Source organism: uncultured Pseudokineococcus sp. (assembly GCF_947495735.1).
Classification (GTDB): domain Bacteria; phylum Actinomycetota; class Actinomycetes; order Actinomycetales; family Quadrisphaeraceae; genus Pseudokineococcus.
Window position 1 is genome coordinate 227,118 of sequence record NZ_CANMAA010000002.1, and the last position, 17,304, is coordinate 244,421.

Below are 17,304 nucleotides of genomic sequence, written 5' to 3' on the forward strand. Positions count from 1 at the left end.
GTCGCACGTCCACCCGACGGGCGGTCCAGTGCCTCCGGACCCCTGGAGCTGCTCTCGCCTCACGCGCGGGCGCTGAGCGCCCTGCGAGCCACTGCCAGGTCCTGCCACCCCGCTCCCACGGTCTTGACCACCGAGGGGCCGCGCCGGTCGGGGGCTGGGCACCTCACGAGGTCCTCCAGCTCGACCAGGTCCTCGACCGCCAGTGCGCCGCCCGCGATGGCCATCACGACGTCACCAGCCTCCCGCAGCGCGACGTCGCGGCTCTCGACCACGACGACCGACGCCCGTGCGAGCAGGCCGTCGTCGAGCTCGCGGGCGTCCGGCGAGTGCGAGCCGACGGCGACGACGCAGGCGTGGTCGGCCACGAGCGACCCGTCGAGGACGGGCGCGACCGCGGTGGTCGCGCACGCCACGACGTCGGCGCCCGGCAGGTCGCGCAGCGAGCCGGCTCGTGCGGGCACGCCCTCCGCCACCAGTCGCCCGACCAGAGCCGCAGCCGTCGACCGAGACACGACCACCACGTCCTCGAAGGTCCGGACCGCCGAGAGGGCGTGCACGTGCCCCCAGGCCTGGGGGCCCGCGCCGACGACGAGGAGCCGCCGCGCCGCCGGCAGGGCCAGCCGCCGAACCGCCACGGCCGACACCGCCGGCGTCCGCAGCGTCGTCAGCGCCGTCCCGTCGACCAGCGCGCGCGGCGTCAGCGTGGCGGCGTCCATCAGCACGTAGGCCGCCTGGACCCGGGGCGCGCCCACGGCCGGGTTCCCCGGGGCCACGCTCGTCACCTTGACCCCGACCACGTCAGCGGCCTCCGCCGGCATCAGCAGCAGCTCGCCCCCGGTGACCGGGACGGCTGTCCGGGGCGGCGCGCTCGCGACCCCCGACAGCAGCGCCGCCTCGACGGCGTCGATCGCGTCCACCCAGGGCACCCGGGCGAACAGCGCTGCGGCGTCCACGACCTCCATCAGTCGTAGAGGTCGGACTGCAGCAGCAGCACGTCGGTGACCGTGCCCCGGGGCAGGCCCACCACCGCGTGGACGAGGTCGGCCACCGACTCCGGCGCGATCACCACCTGCTCGTCCATGTCCGGGGTCGAGCGCCAGCGCATCGGGGTGTCGGTGGGTCCCGGGCAGAGGGGGACGACGCGGATGTGCTCGGGTGCGAGCTCGACGGCCAGCGCCCGCGCCATGCCCACGACACCCGCCTTGGCCGCGCTGTACGCGACCACCGGGTAGCCCTTCAGCGCGGTCTTCGACGCCAGCAGGACGAGGCTGGGGTTCTCGCTGGCGCGCAGGTGCGGCAGGAAGGCCGAGGCCACGAGGAAGGCCGAGGTGAGGTTCGCGTCCAGGACCCGGTGCCACTCAGCCGGCGTGAGGTCGACGAAGGCGCCCATCGAGCTGTCACCGACGGTGTGCACGACGACGTCCGCCCGCTCGACAGCACCGGCCACGGCCCGCACGGCCGCTGGGTCGGTCGCGTCGGCGGCGTGCACGACGGCGCCCGCGCCCACCATCGCAGCGGTCTCCTCGAGCGCGGGACGGGTCCGCCCGACCAGGTGCACCGTCCCGCCGTCTGCGGCCATCCTGACCGCGACAGCCCTGCCGATGCCCTGGCCCGCGCCGACCACGACGCTGGTCCTGCTCATCGGTCTCCCCCCTCGGCGAGGGCCTCCACCAGGCGCACGAGCGTGCGGACGCCGAAGCCGGTCGGGACGGCGTCCACCCCTGAGCCGCGTTCGGACGGCCCCGAGATGTCGAGGTGCGCCCACGGCACATCGCCGACGAACTCCGCGAGGAAGAGCGCCGCGGTGATCGCCCGCCCGACGTCGCTCCCCGGGTGGTTGCGCAGGTCTGCCCGCTCCGAGGCCGATCGGACCTGGTCGCGGTACCGAGCGGCCAGGGGCAGCGGCCACAGCTCCTCACCGGCGTCGCGCCCGGCGGCCAGGACGGCGCTGACCAGCGCGTCGTCCGAGCCCACGACCCCGGCGATGCCCGGGCCGAGCGCGGTCACCACCTGGTAGGTCAGCGTCGCGACGTCCAGCAGGGCGCGGGGCTCGTCGCGGACGGCGAGGGTGAGCGCGTCGGCCATGAGCACTCGGCCCTCGAAGTCGGTGTCGAGCACCTCGATCCGCGTGCCGGACAGCGACGTCACGATGTCGCCGGGGCGGGTGGCGTCCGGGCCGGGCAGGTTCTCCGCCAGTGGCAGGTACGCCCTCACCGGCACCTGCAGCCCCAGGTCGGCGACTGCGCACACGACCGCCGCGACCACCGCCGCGCCCGTCTTGTCGCGGTGCATGCCGACCATGGCCGCAGGGCTCTTGAGCGACAGCCCACCGCTGTCGAAGGTCACGCCCTTCCCGACCATCGCCACCGGCGGCCCGGCGGCGCCCCTCGGCTCGTGCGACAGCGTCACCAGGCGCGGCGGGTTGGGCGAGCCGGCGCCCACAGACAGCACCGCGCCGAAGCCCTCGGCGCGCAGCGCGCCCTCGTCCCGCACCGACACGCGCACGCCGTGGTCCGCGGCCAGCGCGGCCAACCGGTCGGCGAACGTCGCCGGCGTGGCCTCGTTCGCCCGCAGGTCGACCAGCTCGCAGGCCGTGGCCACCGCGGTGTCGAGCACGGCAGTCCGTCGGGCGCTCGTCGTCGTCGGCTCCGCACGGGTGGGTATCGAGATCACGCGGAGCAGCCTCCCGCGCACCGCCGCGAGCGCCCGTGCGTCTCGCCCACCCGGTCGGGCACCCGGTGGTCATCGCGCACGGTCGGCGCCCGACCGCGGTTCCTACGGTTCGGCGCACTCCCATCCGGCGTCGTCCCGAGGCAGGTCTGATGAGCAGGTACCGCGTTTCCATGGACATCGGTGGCACGTTCACCGATGTCATCTCCTACGACGAGGACACGGGCGAGTACCGCGCTGGCAAGTCCTCCACGACACCCACGGACCTCACCTCAGGGGTGTTCGCGGCGCTGGACTCCCTCGTCGACGACACCCGCGACATCTCGTTCCTGGTGCACGGCACCACCCAGGGGCTGAACGCCCTGCTGACCCGGCGCGGCGAGCGGGTGCTCGTGCTCGCCACGGAGGGCGCGAGCCACCAGCTGCACATCGCCCGCGGCCCACGCTGGCGCCTGTACGACCTGCACTACCGCAAGCCCGAGCCCCTGGCCCCGCTGCAGGACATCCTCGCGGTGGCCGGGCGGTTCTCCAGCGAGGGAGCGGAGCTGACGCCGCTCGACGAGGACGCCGTGCGCGCCGCCGCCGCGAGGGGCCGCGCCGAGGGCATCACCGCCTACGCCGTCTGCTTCCTGTTCAGCTTCCGCGCTCCCGAGCACGAGCTCCGGGCCGAGCAGATCCTGCGGGAGGAGCTCGGCGACGACGTCACGATCTCGCTGTCCCACCGCGCGGCCAAGGAGTGGCGCGAGTACGAGCGGTCGTCGTCTGCCGTCGTCGAGGCCTACACGGGCCCGGTCGTGCGCCGGTACCTCACGAAGCTGGAGAGGTCGCTGACCGAGCGTCGCCTGCCCGTCCCGCTGCACGTCATGCAGTCCTCCGGGGGCATCCTCACCGCCGAGTCCGCCCGACGGCGTCCGCTCCAGACCCTCCTCTCCGGCCCCGTCGGCGGCGCGATGGGCGGCGCGGCGCTCGCCGCCAGCCTGGGGCGGCCCAACCTCATCTGCGTCGACATGGGCGGGACCTCCTTCGACGTCTCGCTCATCGTCGACGGCGAGCCCGACGTCTCCCCCGAGACGACGCTCGAGGGCCTGCCGATGCTCATGCCGGTGGTCAACATCCACACCGTCGGCGCCGGTGGCGGCTCCGTCGCCCACCTGGAGTCCGGCGGCCTGCGGGTCGGCCCGCGCTCTGCCGGCGCCAACCCCGGTCCGGCCTGCTACGGACGCGGCGGGACCGAGCCGACCGTCACCGACGCCAACCTGGTGCTCGGCCGCGTCGACCCGTCGTGGTTCGCGGGCGGCCAGATGCACCTGGACGTCGAGGCGGCGCGCACCGCCGTCGCGACGGTCGCCGAGCCGCTGGGCCTGGGGGTCGAGGCGATGGCCGAGGGCATCTGCGACGTGGCGAACGCGAAGATGGCCCAGGCGATCAGGACCATCACGGTGGCCCGAGGCATCGAGCCGCGTGCCTTCAGCCTCGTCGCCTTCGGGGGAGCCGGTCCGATGCACGCCGTGTTCCTGGCCCAGGAGCTGGGCATCCGCGAGGTCGTCGTGCCGCGCTTCCCCGGCGCGTTCTCGGCCTGGGGGATGCTGCAGACATCGATCCGCCACGACGAGTCCGACCCGTACTACTTCCGCGACGAGGACGTCGACACGGCGGACATGACCGCTCGCCTCCGGCGCATGGGCGCGTCCGCCGCGGAGTTCATCCGGTCCGAGGGCGTCAGCGAAGAGCGCGGGCGCACCACCTTCTCGGTCGACGTCCGCTACGTCGCGCAGGAGTACACGCTGACCGTGCCCCTGCTGGGCGCGGACGAGCCGCTCGAGCCGGACTTCCTCACCTCGCTGTCCGCCCGTTTCGGCGAGCAGCACAAGGCGAGGTTCGGGCACGCGAACGACGGCGCCCCGATCGAGGTCGTCGCCCTCCGCGCCACCGGGCTCGGCGACCTGATGCGCGCCGCGCCCGGTGCGTTCAGCCCCGGCCCCACGGCGACCGAGGCACCGGTCGCCGACGTCTGGTTCGCCGGCGCCCCCACCCCGACGACGCTGCACCGCCGGTCGGACCTCGGCCTCGAGCCGTTCACCTCACCCACCGTCGTCGTGGAGGAGACGGCGACCACCGTCGTCCCGCCCGGCTACACCGTCACCGTCGACGAGCGAGGAACACTCGTCATCACCGCCGAGGAGCCCGCATGAGCACCAGCGTCGACCCCGTCGTCGTCGAGATCATCCGCAACGCGCTGACCTCGGCCGCGGACGACATGAACGCGTCGCTGATCCGGTCGGCCTACACGCCGATCATCTACGAGGGCGGCGACTGCGTCGTGGCGCTCCTGGACGACCAGCACCACGTGCTCGGGCAGTCGGCGGGGCTCCCGATCTTCCTGGGCAACCTGGAGATGTGCACGCTCGCCACCGAGGAGACGTTCGGCCGCGACGTGTGGCAGCCCGGCGACGTGTGGATCCTCAACGACAGCTACATCGGGGGCACCCACCTCAACGACGTGACCATCTTCGGTCCCGTCTTCGTCGAGGAGAGCCTGGTCGGCTTCACGGCCTCGCGCGCCCACTGGATCGACGTCGGCTCCAAGGACCCGGGCGGACCGATGGACTCCACCTCGATCTTCCAGGAGGGTCTGCGCCTCGGGCCGCAGAAGCTCGTCGAGGGCGGGCAGCCGGTTCGGGCGATCATCGACACGATCAGCCGCAACGTCCGGTTCCCCTACCCGACCACCGGCGACATGCACGCGATGATCGCCTGCATCGAGATGGGCCAGGTGCGCCTGGCCGAGATCGTCCGCCGGTTCGGGCTGGAGACGCTGCGGGCGGCCCGCGACGAGATCTTCGCCCAGACCGAGCGGTTCGAGCGGGAGGTCGTCGCGGGGATCCCGGACGGCCTCTACGAGGCCGAGGGCGTGCTCGACAACGACGGGCTCGCCCTCGACGAGCCGATCCCCGTCAAGCTGAAGATCACCATCGCGGGTGACTCGATCGACTTCGACGTGCGCGAGTCCGCCGACCAGGCTCACGGCCCCGTGAACTGCGGCGTGGCGCAAGCCGTCTCGGCGTGCCGGGTCGGCTACAAGTTGCTGGTCAGCCCCGATGTGCCGGGCAACGGGGGGTCGTTCCGGCCGATGACCACGCAGGTGCGCGAGGGCTCGGTCTTCGGCGCCGTCGCCCCCGCTGCCTGCCAGTGGTACTTCTCCCACCTCGGCCTGCTCATCGACCTCGTCGCCAAGGCGATGGCCCCGGCGATGCCCGGGGCCGTGGCGGCTGCCAGCCACGGCGACTCGATGCTCGTGCAGGTGGCTGGTCACGACAGCCGAGTGGGCCGCGACTACGTCTCGCTCGAGGCCACCCTCGGCGGCTGGGGCGCCTGGGACGGCAGCGACGGCGAGAGCGCGCTGATCAACAACGTCAACGGCTCGCTCAAGGACCTGCCGATCGAGGTCTTCGAGACCCGGTACCCGTTCCGCATCAGCGACTACCGCCTGCGCCCGGACAGCGCGGGCGACGGCCGCTGGCGCGGTGGCGTCGGGGTGGTCCGCGAGTACACCGTGCTCGAGGACTGCACCGTCTCGCTGTGGTTCGAGCGCTCGCGCACCAAGCCGTGGGGGATCTTCGGCGGCGGTGAGGGCGTCGGCCCCCGTGTCGTGATCAACCCCGGGCGGGAGGACGAGCGCGAGGTGCTGAAGTCCAACGGCACCCCGCTCAGGGCCGGTGACGTCATCCGGTGCGAGACCAGCGGTGGTGGCGGCTTCGGCGACCCGCGCGAGCGCGACCGCGCGGCGGTGGAGTCGGACGTCCTGACCGGGCTCGTGTCGCCCGAGAGGGCGGCAGCGGTCTACGGCCGCTGACCGGTCGGGCGGCGCCCCGCTCCCGGAGGCCGGGAGCAGGGCGCCGTCCGGTCAGCCGGTCAGACCGCTCGAGAGCGCGACGTGGCACAGCAGGTGCAGCTCGAGCGACCGATCGGGGTCGTCGACCGGCACGCCGAGGCGGCGGACGCGGTCGAGCCGGCCCGTCACGGTGTTGCGGTGCACGGCCAGCCGCTCAGCGGCCCGGCTGGTCGAGCCCGCGCAGTCGAGGTAGGCCAGGAGCGTGCGCACCAGGTCGTCGCGGTCGTCGACGCCGAGGAGCGCCGCCAGGGTCTCGCGGGCCACCCGACGCAGGTGCGGGGCGTCGGTCGCCGTGACGAGCTCGCGAGAGCCGAGGGTGGAGAACCGCTCGATGCCGCGGACCGAGCCGGTCGCGGTCGCGGCGCGCGCCGCGATCATCGCCTGCTCGAGCGTGGCCGCCAGGGAGCCGGGCAGCCCGACGCCGATCCGGAGGTCCACCCCGAGTCCGGCACGGCGCACGAGCCTCTCCGCGCGGGCGGCGAGCGCGCGCTCGGCCCGCCCGTGGTCCTCGGCCGGGTCGGCGCCCGGCTCCTCGAGCTGGGCCCACAGGGCCCACCCGTCCAGGTAGGGGGCGGGGGGCGCCCCGACCGGCTCTGCGGCCCACGCGGCGCGCAGCGACAGCCCGACGGCGGGCTGGGCCCGCACCGCCTCTTCCAGCGGGAGGACGACGGCACCGGTCAGCGGTCCCTGGAGCGGCCAGCCGAGCGCGGTGGCCGGACCGCTGTCGGGCGGTGCAGCCAGCACCCGGGCGAGCGCGAAGCCCTCGCGCTCGTGCTGCACGCTCGCCGCCACCCGACCGGACGCCTCGCAGGCGACGACCTGCGCCCGCGCGATCTGCAGCACTCGTGTCACGGTCTGGTTCCACGCCACCGACCGGTGCGACAGCGCTGCGGTCAGCGACCGCCCGGCCTCGACGTCGAGGGGGGCGAGGGGCACCCGCAGCACGTCGGGCGGCAGCTCGTCGCCGCACCCGGCGAGGAGCCGGTCCCCCGGTCCCCGCAGGCTCGTCGCGGTGCGGGGGAGCTCCTGCGCGAGGACGGTCATCACCTCCTCGACAGAGGTGGCCTCGCTGATGAGCACCGCGCACCGCGCCAGAAGGCCCGAGCGGACGGCGCCGGGACGGGCCACCAGCGCGGACAGGTCCAGCGCCAGCTCGGTCGGGTCGCCGTCGTGGAAGCCGACGGAGACGGACAGCCGCTCGGCCAGGCGCGTGACGGCCTCGGCAGCGGACCCCGTGACCTGGGCGACGACGGCACGTGCGCTGCGCTCCCAGGCGTAGCGGACGGCGATCTCGATGGCCCAGGCCGCAGAGGCGAGCGGTGGCTGCAGCACCGCGACCGTGCCGGGCCGACAGGCCTGCATGTCGTCGAGGTCGCTGATCAGGCGGACCTTCGTGACGTCCCGGTCGAGGTCCACCCGCACGGGCACGACGACCTGCTCCATGGGCTTGGAGCGCAGCAGCTCGCCCCAGGTGACCGCCTCGGGGCGCCCCTCCGGACGCGACGCCCTCGTCGGGGTCCTCTCGTCGGGGCTCATGCCGGCTGAGCCGGCCACGACAGGCCGAAGGCGCCCGGTCCAGCCATCGCCCGACCACTCGGGGTCCGCCACGCCTCAGCAGCCGGCAGCACGAGCACCTCCATCACCTGGCCGACCCGCAGGTCGCTCAGCTCGACCGACCGCCGCCTCAGGGGGTCGATGAGGCAGATCATGTCGGGGACGGCGCCGACGACGGCCCCGTCGACCGTCGCGACGACGATCTCGTTGCGCACCTCCAGGCGGATGAGGGGCTCGGTCGAGGACAGCCCGCGCAGCAGGATGCTGTAGGGGCTCGCCGGCTGGCGGGTGCGCAGGCCCGTGTGCTGGTGCCCGGACAGCTCGACCACGCGGGCCCGCGCGACGAGCCGCCCTCCCAGGTGACGGGCGAGGCGCTCGCCGAGGTCGCTGCGCGCGGTCTGCATCAGCGCGCCGCTGGCGATCCGCTGGGACAGCGAGCGCTGGATGCCCGTCTCGACGAGGCGGTGCACCGGCGCCGGGTAGGTGGCGCAGAGCATCCAGCCGCCGGCCCCGCTGACGGCGGCCCGCACGATCTCCTCGGCGCGGTCGCCCGGGGAGTCGACCGTGATGACGTCACCCCAGGGGCCCACGCCGGCGAGCGGGCTGGCGCGCAGGCCGCCGAGCGCGAACGTCGTCTGGTCGATGAGCGGGAGGATCCGGCCCTGGCCGTCGCAGTCGACCAGCGGCAGACCCAGCAGCGAGGCGGCACCGACGGCGACGAGCGCGTTCGGCCCGGAGCAGTTGAAGGGGCACATCGCGGCGAAGCGGACGCCGAGCGTGCGTTCCAGGCGCCGCACCGCGACGACCGCCTCGTCACCGCGGAAGGGGTACTCCAGCAGGCTGAGCATCGCGCCGACCATGAGGACCGCCAGGCCCATCTCCTCCTCCCCGAAGCGCTCGCGCGCCTCCGCCGGGTCGACCAGCTCGACCGGTCGCTCCTGCAGGAGGGCGTGGACCCAGGTCTCCAGCGACCCCCGGTAGGTGCTCGCCGCCGACAGGACGCCCAGCTGGCTGCCGAGGAAGAGGTCGTCGAAGTGGTCGGCGGTGATGGACCGGACCTCAGGCACGGACCAGCTCCTGCTCCGCCACCACGTAGCACCGCACCTGGACCACGCCGGTGGACAGGTACGAGAGCGGGATGACCTGGTCGGCGACCGTGCGCAGACGGGCCCGCGGGTCGGCCGCCAGCACCTGCGCCTGCGCCTGGTGGCGGGCGACGTCGCGCGCGCGCTGCCAGGCCGCCGGCCCGTCGACCGCGGCGTAGGTGACCACCTCGCACTGCGGGACAGCGGCGCACAGCCCGCGGGCGAGCAGGACGTCGGGCGCCGCGGCCACCTGCCGCACCTCGAGACCCGCCGCGACGAGCCGCTGCGGGACCTCCCCCTCGTCCGCCCGGGGCTCGAGGTCCACCAGCACGACGGGGCGGCCGAGCAGCGCGGCGGGAGACAGGCCCGACGCGTCCCCGGGGCCGACCGGCAGCACGCTCGCGTGCCGCTGGTTGGCGTGGACCCCGGGCAGCCAGGGCGCGAGGTCGCGCACGGGGTCGGCGCGGACGCAGCCGTCGTCGACCGCCGTGGCGCGCAGCCCGCGACGGTCGCGCAGCAGCACGTGGGCCGAGGGCGTCCCGGCGGTGGCCGCCGCCCCCTGCACGAGCAGCGCCTCGCGGGTGCCGAGCAGACGGAGCGCGTGCGCCCTGGCCTGCTCGCGGCCGAGCCAGGACCCGTCCGCCGCAGCGAAGCCGGGGCGCGCGCCGGGGGCGACGTGGTCGACCACGTCGTAGAGTTCGTCCAGGAGCGCGCCCACCTCCCCGCGCAGCGCACCGTCGAGCACCGTGGTCGTCTCGCGCTCCAGGTGCCGCACGCCGCCGGCTCCGTGGGACATCACGACGTGGCGGCCGGTGGCCCGGCTGAGCCGGGCGGCGACCTCGAGCTCCAGGCTGCTGTCGATCATCGCGCCGACGGCCGAGACGGCCATCACGTCCGCACCGCGCTGGACCGCCAGGCGGCCGGCGGCCGCGATCGCCTCCTCGTCGACGTCCCCGACGCGGCGCCCGTGGAAGTCGTGCCCACCGCTGACGTGCAGGCGGCCGGCGTCCACCTGCTCCACGACGGCCGGTGGCCAGCCCCCGTAGAGGACACCGATCGCGCGGTCGGACGGCGCGATCCGCACCGTCGTGACCGCTGCGAGGCGGCCGCCCTCGAGGACGTCGGCGACCAGCGGCGCCAGGTCCAGCAGGACTCTGCTGCAGCGCTCGGGGGCGAGCTCGGCCAGCACGGCGGCCAGCGACGTCGCCGGGGAGCCCGCAGCGGCGGCCGTCCTGGACGAGCCGTCGCCGGCGCGGACCCCGACGGCCCGGTCGCGACGGAGGTGCACGCCGACGACCGGGCCGACCTCGCCGTCTGCCGCCACCGGAGCAGTATCCGCGAGGACGGGGGCGCAGACGGTCGCGCTCACCGACGGCGCCGCCGCAGCACCTGGTCGACGCTCACGGCCAGCAGGATCAGGCAACCGGTGAGCACCTGCTGGTAGGTGGTGTCCCAGCCGAGCAGGTTGAAGCCGTTGCTGAAGAGCTGGAGGATCAGGACCCCGGCGATCGCCCGCCAGACGGCGCCCTCACCGCCGAGGATGCTCGTCCCGCCGACGACGGTCGCGGCGATCGCGGCCAGCTCGAGGCCCTCGGCCAGGCTCGCCTGGGCCGACCCGGCCCGCGAGGACAGCACCACGCCGGCCAGCCCGGCGCAGGTGCCGCTGATGACCAGGGCGAGCACCCGCACCCGCTCGACGCGGATGCCGGACAGCCGGGCGGCCTCGGCGTTGCCGCCGACGGCGTACAGCGAGCGCCCGTAGGTGGTCGAGGACAGCAGGAACCACGTCGTTGCCACGACCGCGAGCAGCACGAAGGTCGAGACCGTGACCCCGAGCGGGCGAGTCGTGTAGGTCATCACCCGGTAGGCGGTGAGCTGGTCGGCGAGCGGGTAGACGATCGACCCGCCCGTCAGCAGGATCGCGACGCCGCGGAAGACGATGCTCGAGGCCAGCGTCGCGATGAAGCTGTTGACGCCGACGCCGGTGATGACCAGACCGTTGAGCAGGCCGAGCGCCGCGCCGGCGAGCACCGCGGCGAGCATCCCGGCGGCGACTCCGGCGCTCTGCGTGACCGTGATGCCGAGGATCGCGCTGACGGCCAGGATCGCGCTGGTCGACAGGTCGAAGACGCCGGCGATGATGCAGAGCGTCACGCCGCAGGCGATGATCCCCACGACGACCATCTGGTCGAGCAGGTTCCGCAGGTTGCCCGCGGTCAGGAACGTGTCGGTCGTGAGCGTCAGCCCGACGACCAGCAGCGCGATGACGAGGAGGATCCCGTAGTCGCGCGCGAGCGCGACGGGGGCCCGTCGCCCCCGGACGGGGGCCCTGGCTCCGCTGCCCGTGCTCGTGGCGGTGGTGGTGTCGGTCATCGGAGCTCCTCTCGGTCGGCGAAGGCGGCGTTCAGCACCCGCTCGTGGTCGGCCTCCGCGGCCGTCAGCTCGGCGGTGATCCGGCCCTGGCGCATGACCAGGACCCGGTGGGACAGGCCGAGCACCTCCTCGACCTCCGAGGAGACGAGCAGGACGCCCGTGCCCGACGCGGCGACGTCGGCGATCAGGCGGTGGATGCGGACCTTGGCGCTGACGTCGACGCCGCGGGTCGGTTCGTCGACGAGGAGCACCGCGGGGCGCCGCGCGAGCCACTTGGCGAACAGCACCTTCTGCTGGTTGCCGCCCGAGAGCGTCCACACGGGGCCGTCCGCCGACGCAGCCCTCACGTCGAGGCGCTCGACGCTCTCGTCGGCCAGCCGCCGCTCGCGCGCCGGCCGACGCAGACCGAGGACCGACGTCCGCTCGGGGCTGGCGATCGTCACGTTGTCGCGGGCGGTCTGCGACAACAGCAGCCCCTGGTCCTTGCGCGACTCAGGAACCATGGCCAGGCCGGCCCGCATCGCCTCGCGCGGCGAGCCCATCCGGATCTCGCGGCCCGCCACCCGCACCTCGCCGGCGTCGGCGCGGTCAGCCCCGAACACGAGCCGGAGCGCCTCCGAGCGGCCGGACCCGACGAGGCCGGCGATGCCGACGACCTCTCCCGCGCGCACGGTGATGTCCACACCGCGCACCGCCGTGCCGCGGCTCAGGCCGGTCGCCTCCAGCAGCAGCGGCGCGTCGTCGGCGACCGGTGGCAGGTCCGGGTAGAGGACGTCCACCTCGCGGCCGACCATCGCCCGCACGAGCGTGGCGGGGGTTTGCTCAGCCGTCGGGGCCGTCATCACGTGCCGGCCGTCCCTGAGCGCGGTGACGGTGTCGCACGCGCCCAGCACCTCCTCGAGGAAGTGCGAGACCAGGACGACGCACGCACCCGTGTCCGCGATCCGCCGGGTCAGAGCGAGCAGGGCGGCGGTCTCGGACTCGGTCAGCACCGCGGTGGGCTCGTCCATGACGACGACGCGGGGGCCGCGGTCGACGGCGCGCAGGATCTCGACCTGCTGCTGGGAGGCGATGGGCAGGGTGCCGACCACCGCGTCCGGGTCGACGTGGAAGCCGGTGCGCTCGCAGAGCCGCTCGAAGCGCTCGCGGTCGCGTCGCCGGGTGACAACGCCGCAGCGCGCGGCCCAGGAGCCGAGGTAGACGTTCTCCAGGACGGTCCGCGCCGGCACCGTGGCCAGCTCCTGGGAGATGACGCTGATCCCGTGGGCGAGCGCGTCCTTCGGCGAGCGGATCGCCACGGCCTGCCCACCGATGCGCACCGTGCCCGCGTCCGCGCGCTCCAGCCCGGTGAGGACCTTCATCAGCGTGGACTTGCCCGCGCCGTTCTCGCCGACGAGCCCGTGGACCGTCCCGGGCACCAGCTCGAGGTCGACGCCGTGGAGGACCCGGGTGCCGCCGAAGGACTTCACGACGCCCTCGAGCCGGACCGGTGCGCGCGGGCCGGGCGGTCGGGTCCCCCGGCGCTCCTGCGCTGCGGCGCTCATTCGTCGTACTGGCCCTCGACACCGTCCACGGTGTCAGCCGTGCACAGCATGCCCTCGGGCCAGGTGGCCCCCGTCGGGGTGAGCCCGTCGTAGGAGTTCGAGGACGGGACCGACTCCCCGCGGGCGGCAGCCAGCCCGAGCGCGGCGGCCGTCTCGCCGGCCGTCACCTCCGGCGTGCAGTACGCCCCGAACCAGCGGCCCTCGCGCACGGCGTCGACGGCCTGGCGCGAGCCGCCGTTGCCGATCAGGCGGACGCCGTCGCCGACGACGCCCTCTGCGCCCGCGACCGCCTGCGTGGACCCGATCACGACGTCGACGTCCGGGTTCGACTGCAGCACGTCCTGCATCGCCTGCCGCCCGCTGTCGTTCGTGTACCCGCCCTCGACCGAGGCGACGACCTGGGCACCGCCCTCCTCGAGCGCCGCACGGGCGGCCTCGGTGCGGGCGTTGTCCAGCGGGAGCGTCTTGAAGCCCTCGAGGTAGGCGACCTGGCAGGGGTCGGTCCCGGCGTCCTCGCAGGCCTCCAGGCCGAGCTGCCCGAGCGCCTCCCCGTTGAGCGTCGGCACGTCGATCAAGGTGATCACGCCGTCCACCTGGGGGTCGGCCGTGTCGTAGCTCGTGCCGACGGGCGTGAACTCCACGACGACCGTGATGCCCGCGGCGACGGCGCTCTGCACGGCGGGGATCACGGCCTGGCCGTCGTTGGCCTGCACCACGAAGACGTCGAAGCGATCCGTCGTGACGGCGTCCTGGATCTGGCTGACCTGGGTCTGCGCGTCGAAGTTGGGGTCGAAGAACTCGGCCGTCGCGCCGTGCGCCTCGGCGTACTGCTGGACGCCGGTCCAGGTGGCGCTCGCGAAGGAGTTGGCTCGGGCGAACCCGAAGAAGGCGACGGCGAGCTCCTCGCTCTCGTCGGCCTCGGGGACCGAGTCCGGGCCGGTGACGACCACGTCGCTCGAGGCCCCGCCGGTCGAGCCTCCGGCGGCGCCGCCGGAGGGGGCCGTGCCCGGTGCGTCGACACCGCAGCCGGTGAGCGCCAGGGAGGCGAGAGCCAGTGCGCCGACGGTGGTCCGGCGGGAGGGACGAGCAGTCATCGGGGTCTCCTCGAGGTGAGCCGTGAGGTCGGCCGGAAACCTAGGGACGGCGCGCAGACCCGCTTGTGCGGTGCGCACGGCCGCCCTGGAGCCAGCTGTGCGCGGCGCCACCCGTGCCGTCGCGCCGGGGGGGACGGCCGTGTGCGGACCGCCCAGTCCGGTCGTGCACCGGTGTGCGCCACGTCCACGGCGGGGCGCGAGGAGGTGCCAGGGTTGCGCCGCCAGCCGCCCGCTGCCCCGTGGAGACCAGCATGCCGACGCCCGACCGCCCTGCCGACCTCGCCGTGCGGGACGTCCGCGTCTTCGACGGCCTCTCGCCCGAGCTGCACGAGGGCGCCGTCCTGGTCAGCGGCGGCCGGATCACCGCGGTCGGCCCGGACGTCGACACCACGGGCGCCCGCCGCGTGCTGGACGGGGCCGGCGGCACACTGGTGCCCGGGCTCATCGACGCCCACTTCCACGCGTACGGGCTGAGCCTCAGCCTGCTGGAGACCGAGTCGCTCCCGTTGAGCTACGTCGCCCTGGCCGGTGCCCGGCGGCTGCGCCGTGCGCTGGCGCGCGGCTTCACCACCGTCCGCGACGTCGCCGGCGGGGACGCCGGGCTCGCGCGCGCGGTGGAGCGAGGACTGGTGCCCTCGCCCCGGTACCTGTGGACGGGACCCGCGCTGTCGCAGACCGGCGGGCACGGTGACGTGCGGGCGGGGCACCTGGAGCAGGCGGTGTGCTGCACCCACTCCAGCGAGGTCGTCGACGGCGTGGACGACCTGCGCGTCGCGGTCCGCGACCGCCTGCGCCGCGGCGCCCACGCCATCAAGGTGATGACGTCGGGCGGGGTCACGTCGTTGACCGACCCGATCCGGGTGCCGCAGTACTCCGCCGAGGAGCTGCAGGCGGTGGTCGGCGAGGCCACGCGGCGCGGGGCGTACGTCACCGCCCACTCCTACTCCCCGGAGTCCATCGCGCACTCCGTCGAGAACGGCATCACCTGCATCGAGCACGGCAACCTGCTCGACGCGCCCACCGCCCGCCTGATGGCCGACCGCGGTGTGTGGATGGTCCCGACGCTGGCCACCTACGACGCGATGGGGCGCCGCGGCGACGAGCTGGGCATGCCGTCGGTCTCGCAGGCCAAGAACCAGGAGGTCCTGGACTCCGGTCGCCGCGCGGTCGAGCTCGCCGTCGAGGCGGGCGTGCGCGTGGGGTTCGGCACGGACCTCATGGGGGACCTCGAGGAGGAGCAGCTCACCGGCCTGCGGCTGCAGGCGGAGGTGCTCGGCCCGTTCGAGGCGCTGCGCTCGGCGACGTCGACGAACGCCGACCTCATCGGCCGCCCGGACCTCGGGCGCGTGGTCGAGGGCGCCGTCGCCGACCTGCTGCTCCTGGACGGTGACCCGCTGGAGGACGCGTCGGTGCTCTGGGACGGAGCGCGGACCGTCGTCCAGGCGGGCCTCGTCGTGGGGTGAGGAGCCGGGCGGCACGGCCGTCCTCGCTCTCGGGGGTGCACCGCGCAGGAGCGCCCCTGAGCGCCTCCCCGGGCTCTGCGCCGCCCAGGGCCGCGCCCCGCGGACGACCGCGGCCTGCACGGGCGCGCGCCCCGGGGCGGTGGTCCTGGGGCGGTGGTCCTGGGGTCGGAGACCGCCGCCACCGGCGGTCTGGGCCTGCGGGTGCGGGTGCGGCCGCGGCTCAGGAGACCCGCGCGCTGCGCCAGGATCGGGCCGGATCACCCCCGCCCGGGTGACCCCGGCGCACGGCGCCGGCCCCAGGCCCGAGGACGGAGGCAGGCGCGCGCGATGACGTCCCCCGACCCCATCGGCCGCCGGAGTCGTCCAGCGGGCGCCGGAACCGCCCTCGCCGTGCTCGCGCTGGCCACGGCCCTGGCGATGGGCGTGTGGTTCTCCGCCGCGGCCGTGGTGCCGCAGCTGACCGCGGCGTGGTCGCTGTCCCCGGCCGGGGCCGCGCTGCTCACCGTGGCCGTGCAGCTCGGCTTCGTCGTCGGCGCGCTGGTCTCCGCCGGCACCGGGCTCGCGGACGCCGTGCCCGCGCGGCGGCTGCTCGCCGCCGGCGCCGCGGGTGCCGCCGTCGCCAACGCGGGGCTGCTGCTCGCCGACGGGCCGGTGCTCGCCGTCGTCTCCCGGCTGCTCACGGGGGCGGCGCTGGCGCTCGTCTACCCGTCGGCGCTCAAGGAGGTCTCCACCTGGTTCCGCCGAGGGCGCGGCACAGCGCTCGGCGCGATGGTGGGCGCCCTGACCCTGGGCACCGCGCTGCCGCACGTCGTCGCCGCGGCCGGGGCGGGGGCGAGCGCGGGCGGCGCGCCCTGGCGGGTCGTCGTCACAGCGACGAGCGTCTGCGCCCTGCTGGGCGCGCTGCTCGCCCTGCTCCTGCGGCGCTCCGGGCCGCACGGGCGCGCGCCCGCCGCGTTCGACCGCCGGGCCGCGCTCGCGGCGCTGCGGCGGCGGCCCGTCGTCCTGGCCGTCCTCGGGTACGTCGGCCACATGTGGGAGCTGTACGCCATGTGGGCCTGGACCGGCGCGCTCCTCGCCGGGCTCGGCGCCGTCGCGGCGCTGCCCGACCCGGCGGCCGCGGCGTCGGCGCTGACGGCGCTGTGCGTGGGGGTCGGCGCCCTGGGCTGCCTCGCCGCCGGCGTCCTGGGCGACCGGGTCGGGCGTCCCCTCGCCGTCCTGGTCTGCGTGGTCGGCTCGAGCACCGCGGCGCTGGCGCTGGCCGTGCTGCGCGGGGGGCCGCTGCCGCTCGTCGTCGCCCTCGTCGCCCTGTGGGGCTTCTGGGTCGTCGCCGACTCCGCCCAGCTCTCCGCGCTCGTCGCCGAGCACGCCGATCCCGACCTCGTCGGCGGCGCCGTCGCCGTGCAGATGGCGGCGGGCTACCTCACGACGGCGGTCACCGTCTGGCTCGTGCCCGTCGTCGTCGAGGCGGCGTCCTGGTCGGCGGCGCTCGTGCTGCTCGCCGCGGGATCTCTCGCGGGCGGCGTCGCCGTCCTCGCGCTGTGGCGCGACGAGCGCGCGGCCGCCGCGCCCGGCCGCGCCACGGCGGATCGACGCCGGGCGCGTCCGGGTCCATGATCGCGGCACCGCGCC

General features: G+C 75.2%; 13 protein-coding genes. 4 read left to right on the top strand and 9 right to left on the bottom strand.

Going from position 1 to position 17,304, the window contains the following annotated elements; genetic code table 11:
• Positions 1 to 59: 59 nt before the first annotated feature.
• The 3 genes from Q0848_RS03985 to Q0848_RS03995 are packed head-to-tail and all read right to left on the bottom strand — an operon-like array spanning position 60 to position 2,673.
• Positions 60 to 962: an ornithine cyclodeaminase family protein gene (locus Q0848_RS03985; RefSeq protein ID WP_366146394.1), complete on the bottom strand. Its 903-nt coding sequence runs from the start codon at positions 960 to 962 to the stop codon at positions 60 to 62.
• Positions 962 to 1,642 carry an SDR family NAD(P)-dependent oxidoreductase gene (locus Q0848_RS03990; protein WP_299035129.1) on the bottom strand — a complete coding sequence of 227 codons (681 nt, stop codon included), beginning with the start codon at positions 1,640 to 1,642 and terminating at the stop codon, positions 962 to 964. Before Q0848_RS03990 ends, Q0848_RS03985 begins: the two co-directional genes overlap by 1 nt.
• Positions 1,639 to 2,673 (bottom strand): leucyl aminopeptidase family protein, encoded by a 1,035-nt coding sequence (locus tag Q0848_RS03995; protein WP_299035132.1) that lies wholly within the window; start codon positions 2,671 to 2,673, stop codon positions 1,639 to 1,641. Before Q0848_RS03995 ends, Q0848_RS03990 begins: the two co-directional genes overlap by 4 nt.
• 170 nt (positions 2,674 to 2,843) lie before the next feature.
• Between Q0848_RS03995 and Q0848_RS04000 the strand changes: the two genes are divergently transcribed.
• A complete protein-coding gene (locus Q0848_RS04000) occupies positions 2,844 to 4,862 on the top strand; it encodes a hydantoinase/oxoprolinase family protein (protein ID WP_299035135.1) in 2,019 nt (672 codons plus the stop codon).
• Positions 4,859 to 6,523, top strand: coding sequence for a hydantoinase B/oxoprolinase family protein (locus Q0848_RS04005; protein WP_299035138.1), 1,665 nt, complete (start codon positions 4,859 to 4,861; stop codon positions 6,521 to 6,523). Before Q0848_RS04000 ends, Q0848_RS04005 begins: the two co-directional genes overlap by 4 nt.
• Before the next feature lie 51 nt (positions 6,524 to 6,574).
• On the opposite strand, the gene Q0848_RS04010 is transcribed toward Q0848_RS04005, so the two are convergent.
• The 6 genes from Q0848_RS04010 to Q0848_RS04035 are packed head-to-tail and all read right to left on the bottom strand — an operon-like array spanning position 6,575 to position 14,212.
• Positions 6,575 to 8,098: a helix-turn-helix domain-containing protein gene (locus Q0848_RS04010; RefSeq protein ID WP_299035141.1), complete on the bottom strand. Its 1,524-nt coding sequence runs from the start codon at positions 8,096 to 8,098 to the stop codon at positions 6,575 to 6,577.
• The gene (locus tag Q0848_RS04015) at positions 8,095 to 9,183 is read right to left on the bottom strand and encodes a DUF917 domain-containing protein (protein ID WP_299035144.1); all 1,089 of its coding nucleotides are present in this window, start codon (positions 9,181 to 9,183) and stop codon (positions 8,095 to 8,097) included. Before Q0848_RS04015 ends, Q0848_RS04010 begins: the two co-directional genes overlap by 4 nt.
• Entirely contained in the window at positions 9,176 to 10,525 is a 1,350-nt protein-coding gene (locus Q0848_RS04020; RefSeq protein ID WP_299035147.1) for a hypothetical protein, read from the bottom strand. The genes Q0848_RS04015 and Q0848_RS04020 overlap by 8 nt, the downstream gene beginning before the upstream one ends.
• A 41-nt stretch (positions 10,526 to 10,566) precedes the next feature.
• A complete protein-coding gene (locus Q0848_RS04025; RefSeq protein WP_299035150.1) occupies positions 10,567 to 11,574 on the bottom strand; it encodes an ABC transporter permease in 1,008 nt (335 codons plus the stop codon).
• Positions 11,571 to 13,118 (bottom strand): sugar ABC transporter ATP-binding protein, encoded by a 1,548-nt coding sequence (locus Q0848_RS04030; protein WP_299035153.1) that lies wholly within the window; start codon positions 13,116 to 13,118, stop codon positions 11,571 to 11,573. Before Q0848_RS04030 ends, Q0848_RS04025 begins: the two co-directional genes overlap by 4 nt.
• Positions 13,115 to 14,212, bottom strand: coding sequence for a sugar ABC transporter substrate-binding protein (locus Q0848_RS04035; protein ID WP_299035156.1), 1,098 nt, complete (start codon positions 14,210 to 14,212; stop codon positions 13,115 to 13,117). Before Q0848_RS04035 ends, Q0848_RS04030 begins: the two co-directional genes overlap by 4 nt.
• Positions 14,213 to 14,463: 251 nt before the next feature.
• Between Q0848_RS04035 and Q0848_RS04040 the strand changes: the two genes are divergently transcribed.
• Together Q0848_RS04040 and Q0848_RS04045 are read left to right on the top strand one after the other, a co-directional pair.
• Complete coding sequence (locus Q0848_RS04040; RefSeq protein WP_299035159.1) at positions 14,464 to 15,675, top strand: amidohydrolase family protein; 1,212 nt, start codon at positions 14,464 to 14,466, stop codon at positions 15,673 to 15,675.
• 327 nt (positions 15,676 to 16,002) lie between these two features.
• Positions 16,003 to 17,289: an MFS transporter gene (locus Q0848_RS04045; protein WP_299035162.1), complete on the top strand. Its 1,287-nt coding sequence runs from the start codon at positions 16,003 to 16,005 to the stop codon at positions 17,287 to 17,289.
• Positions 17,290 to 17,304 lie beyond the last annotated feature (15 nt).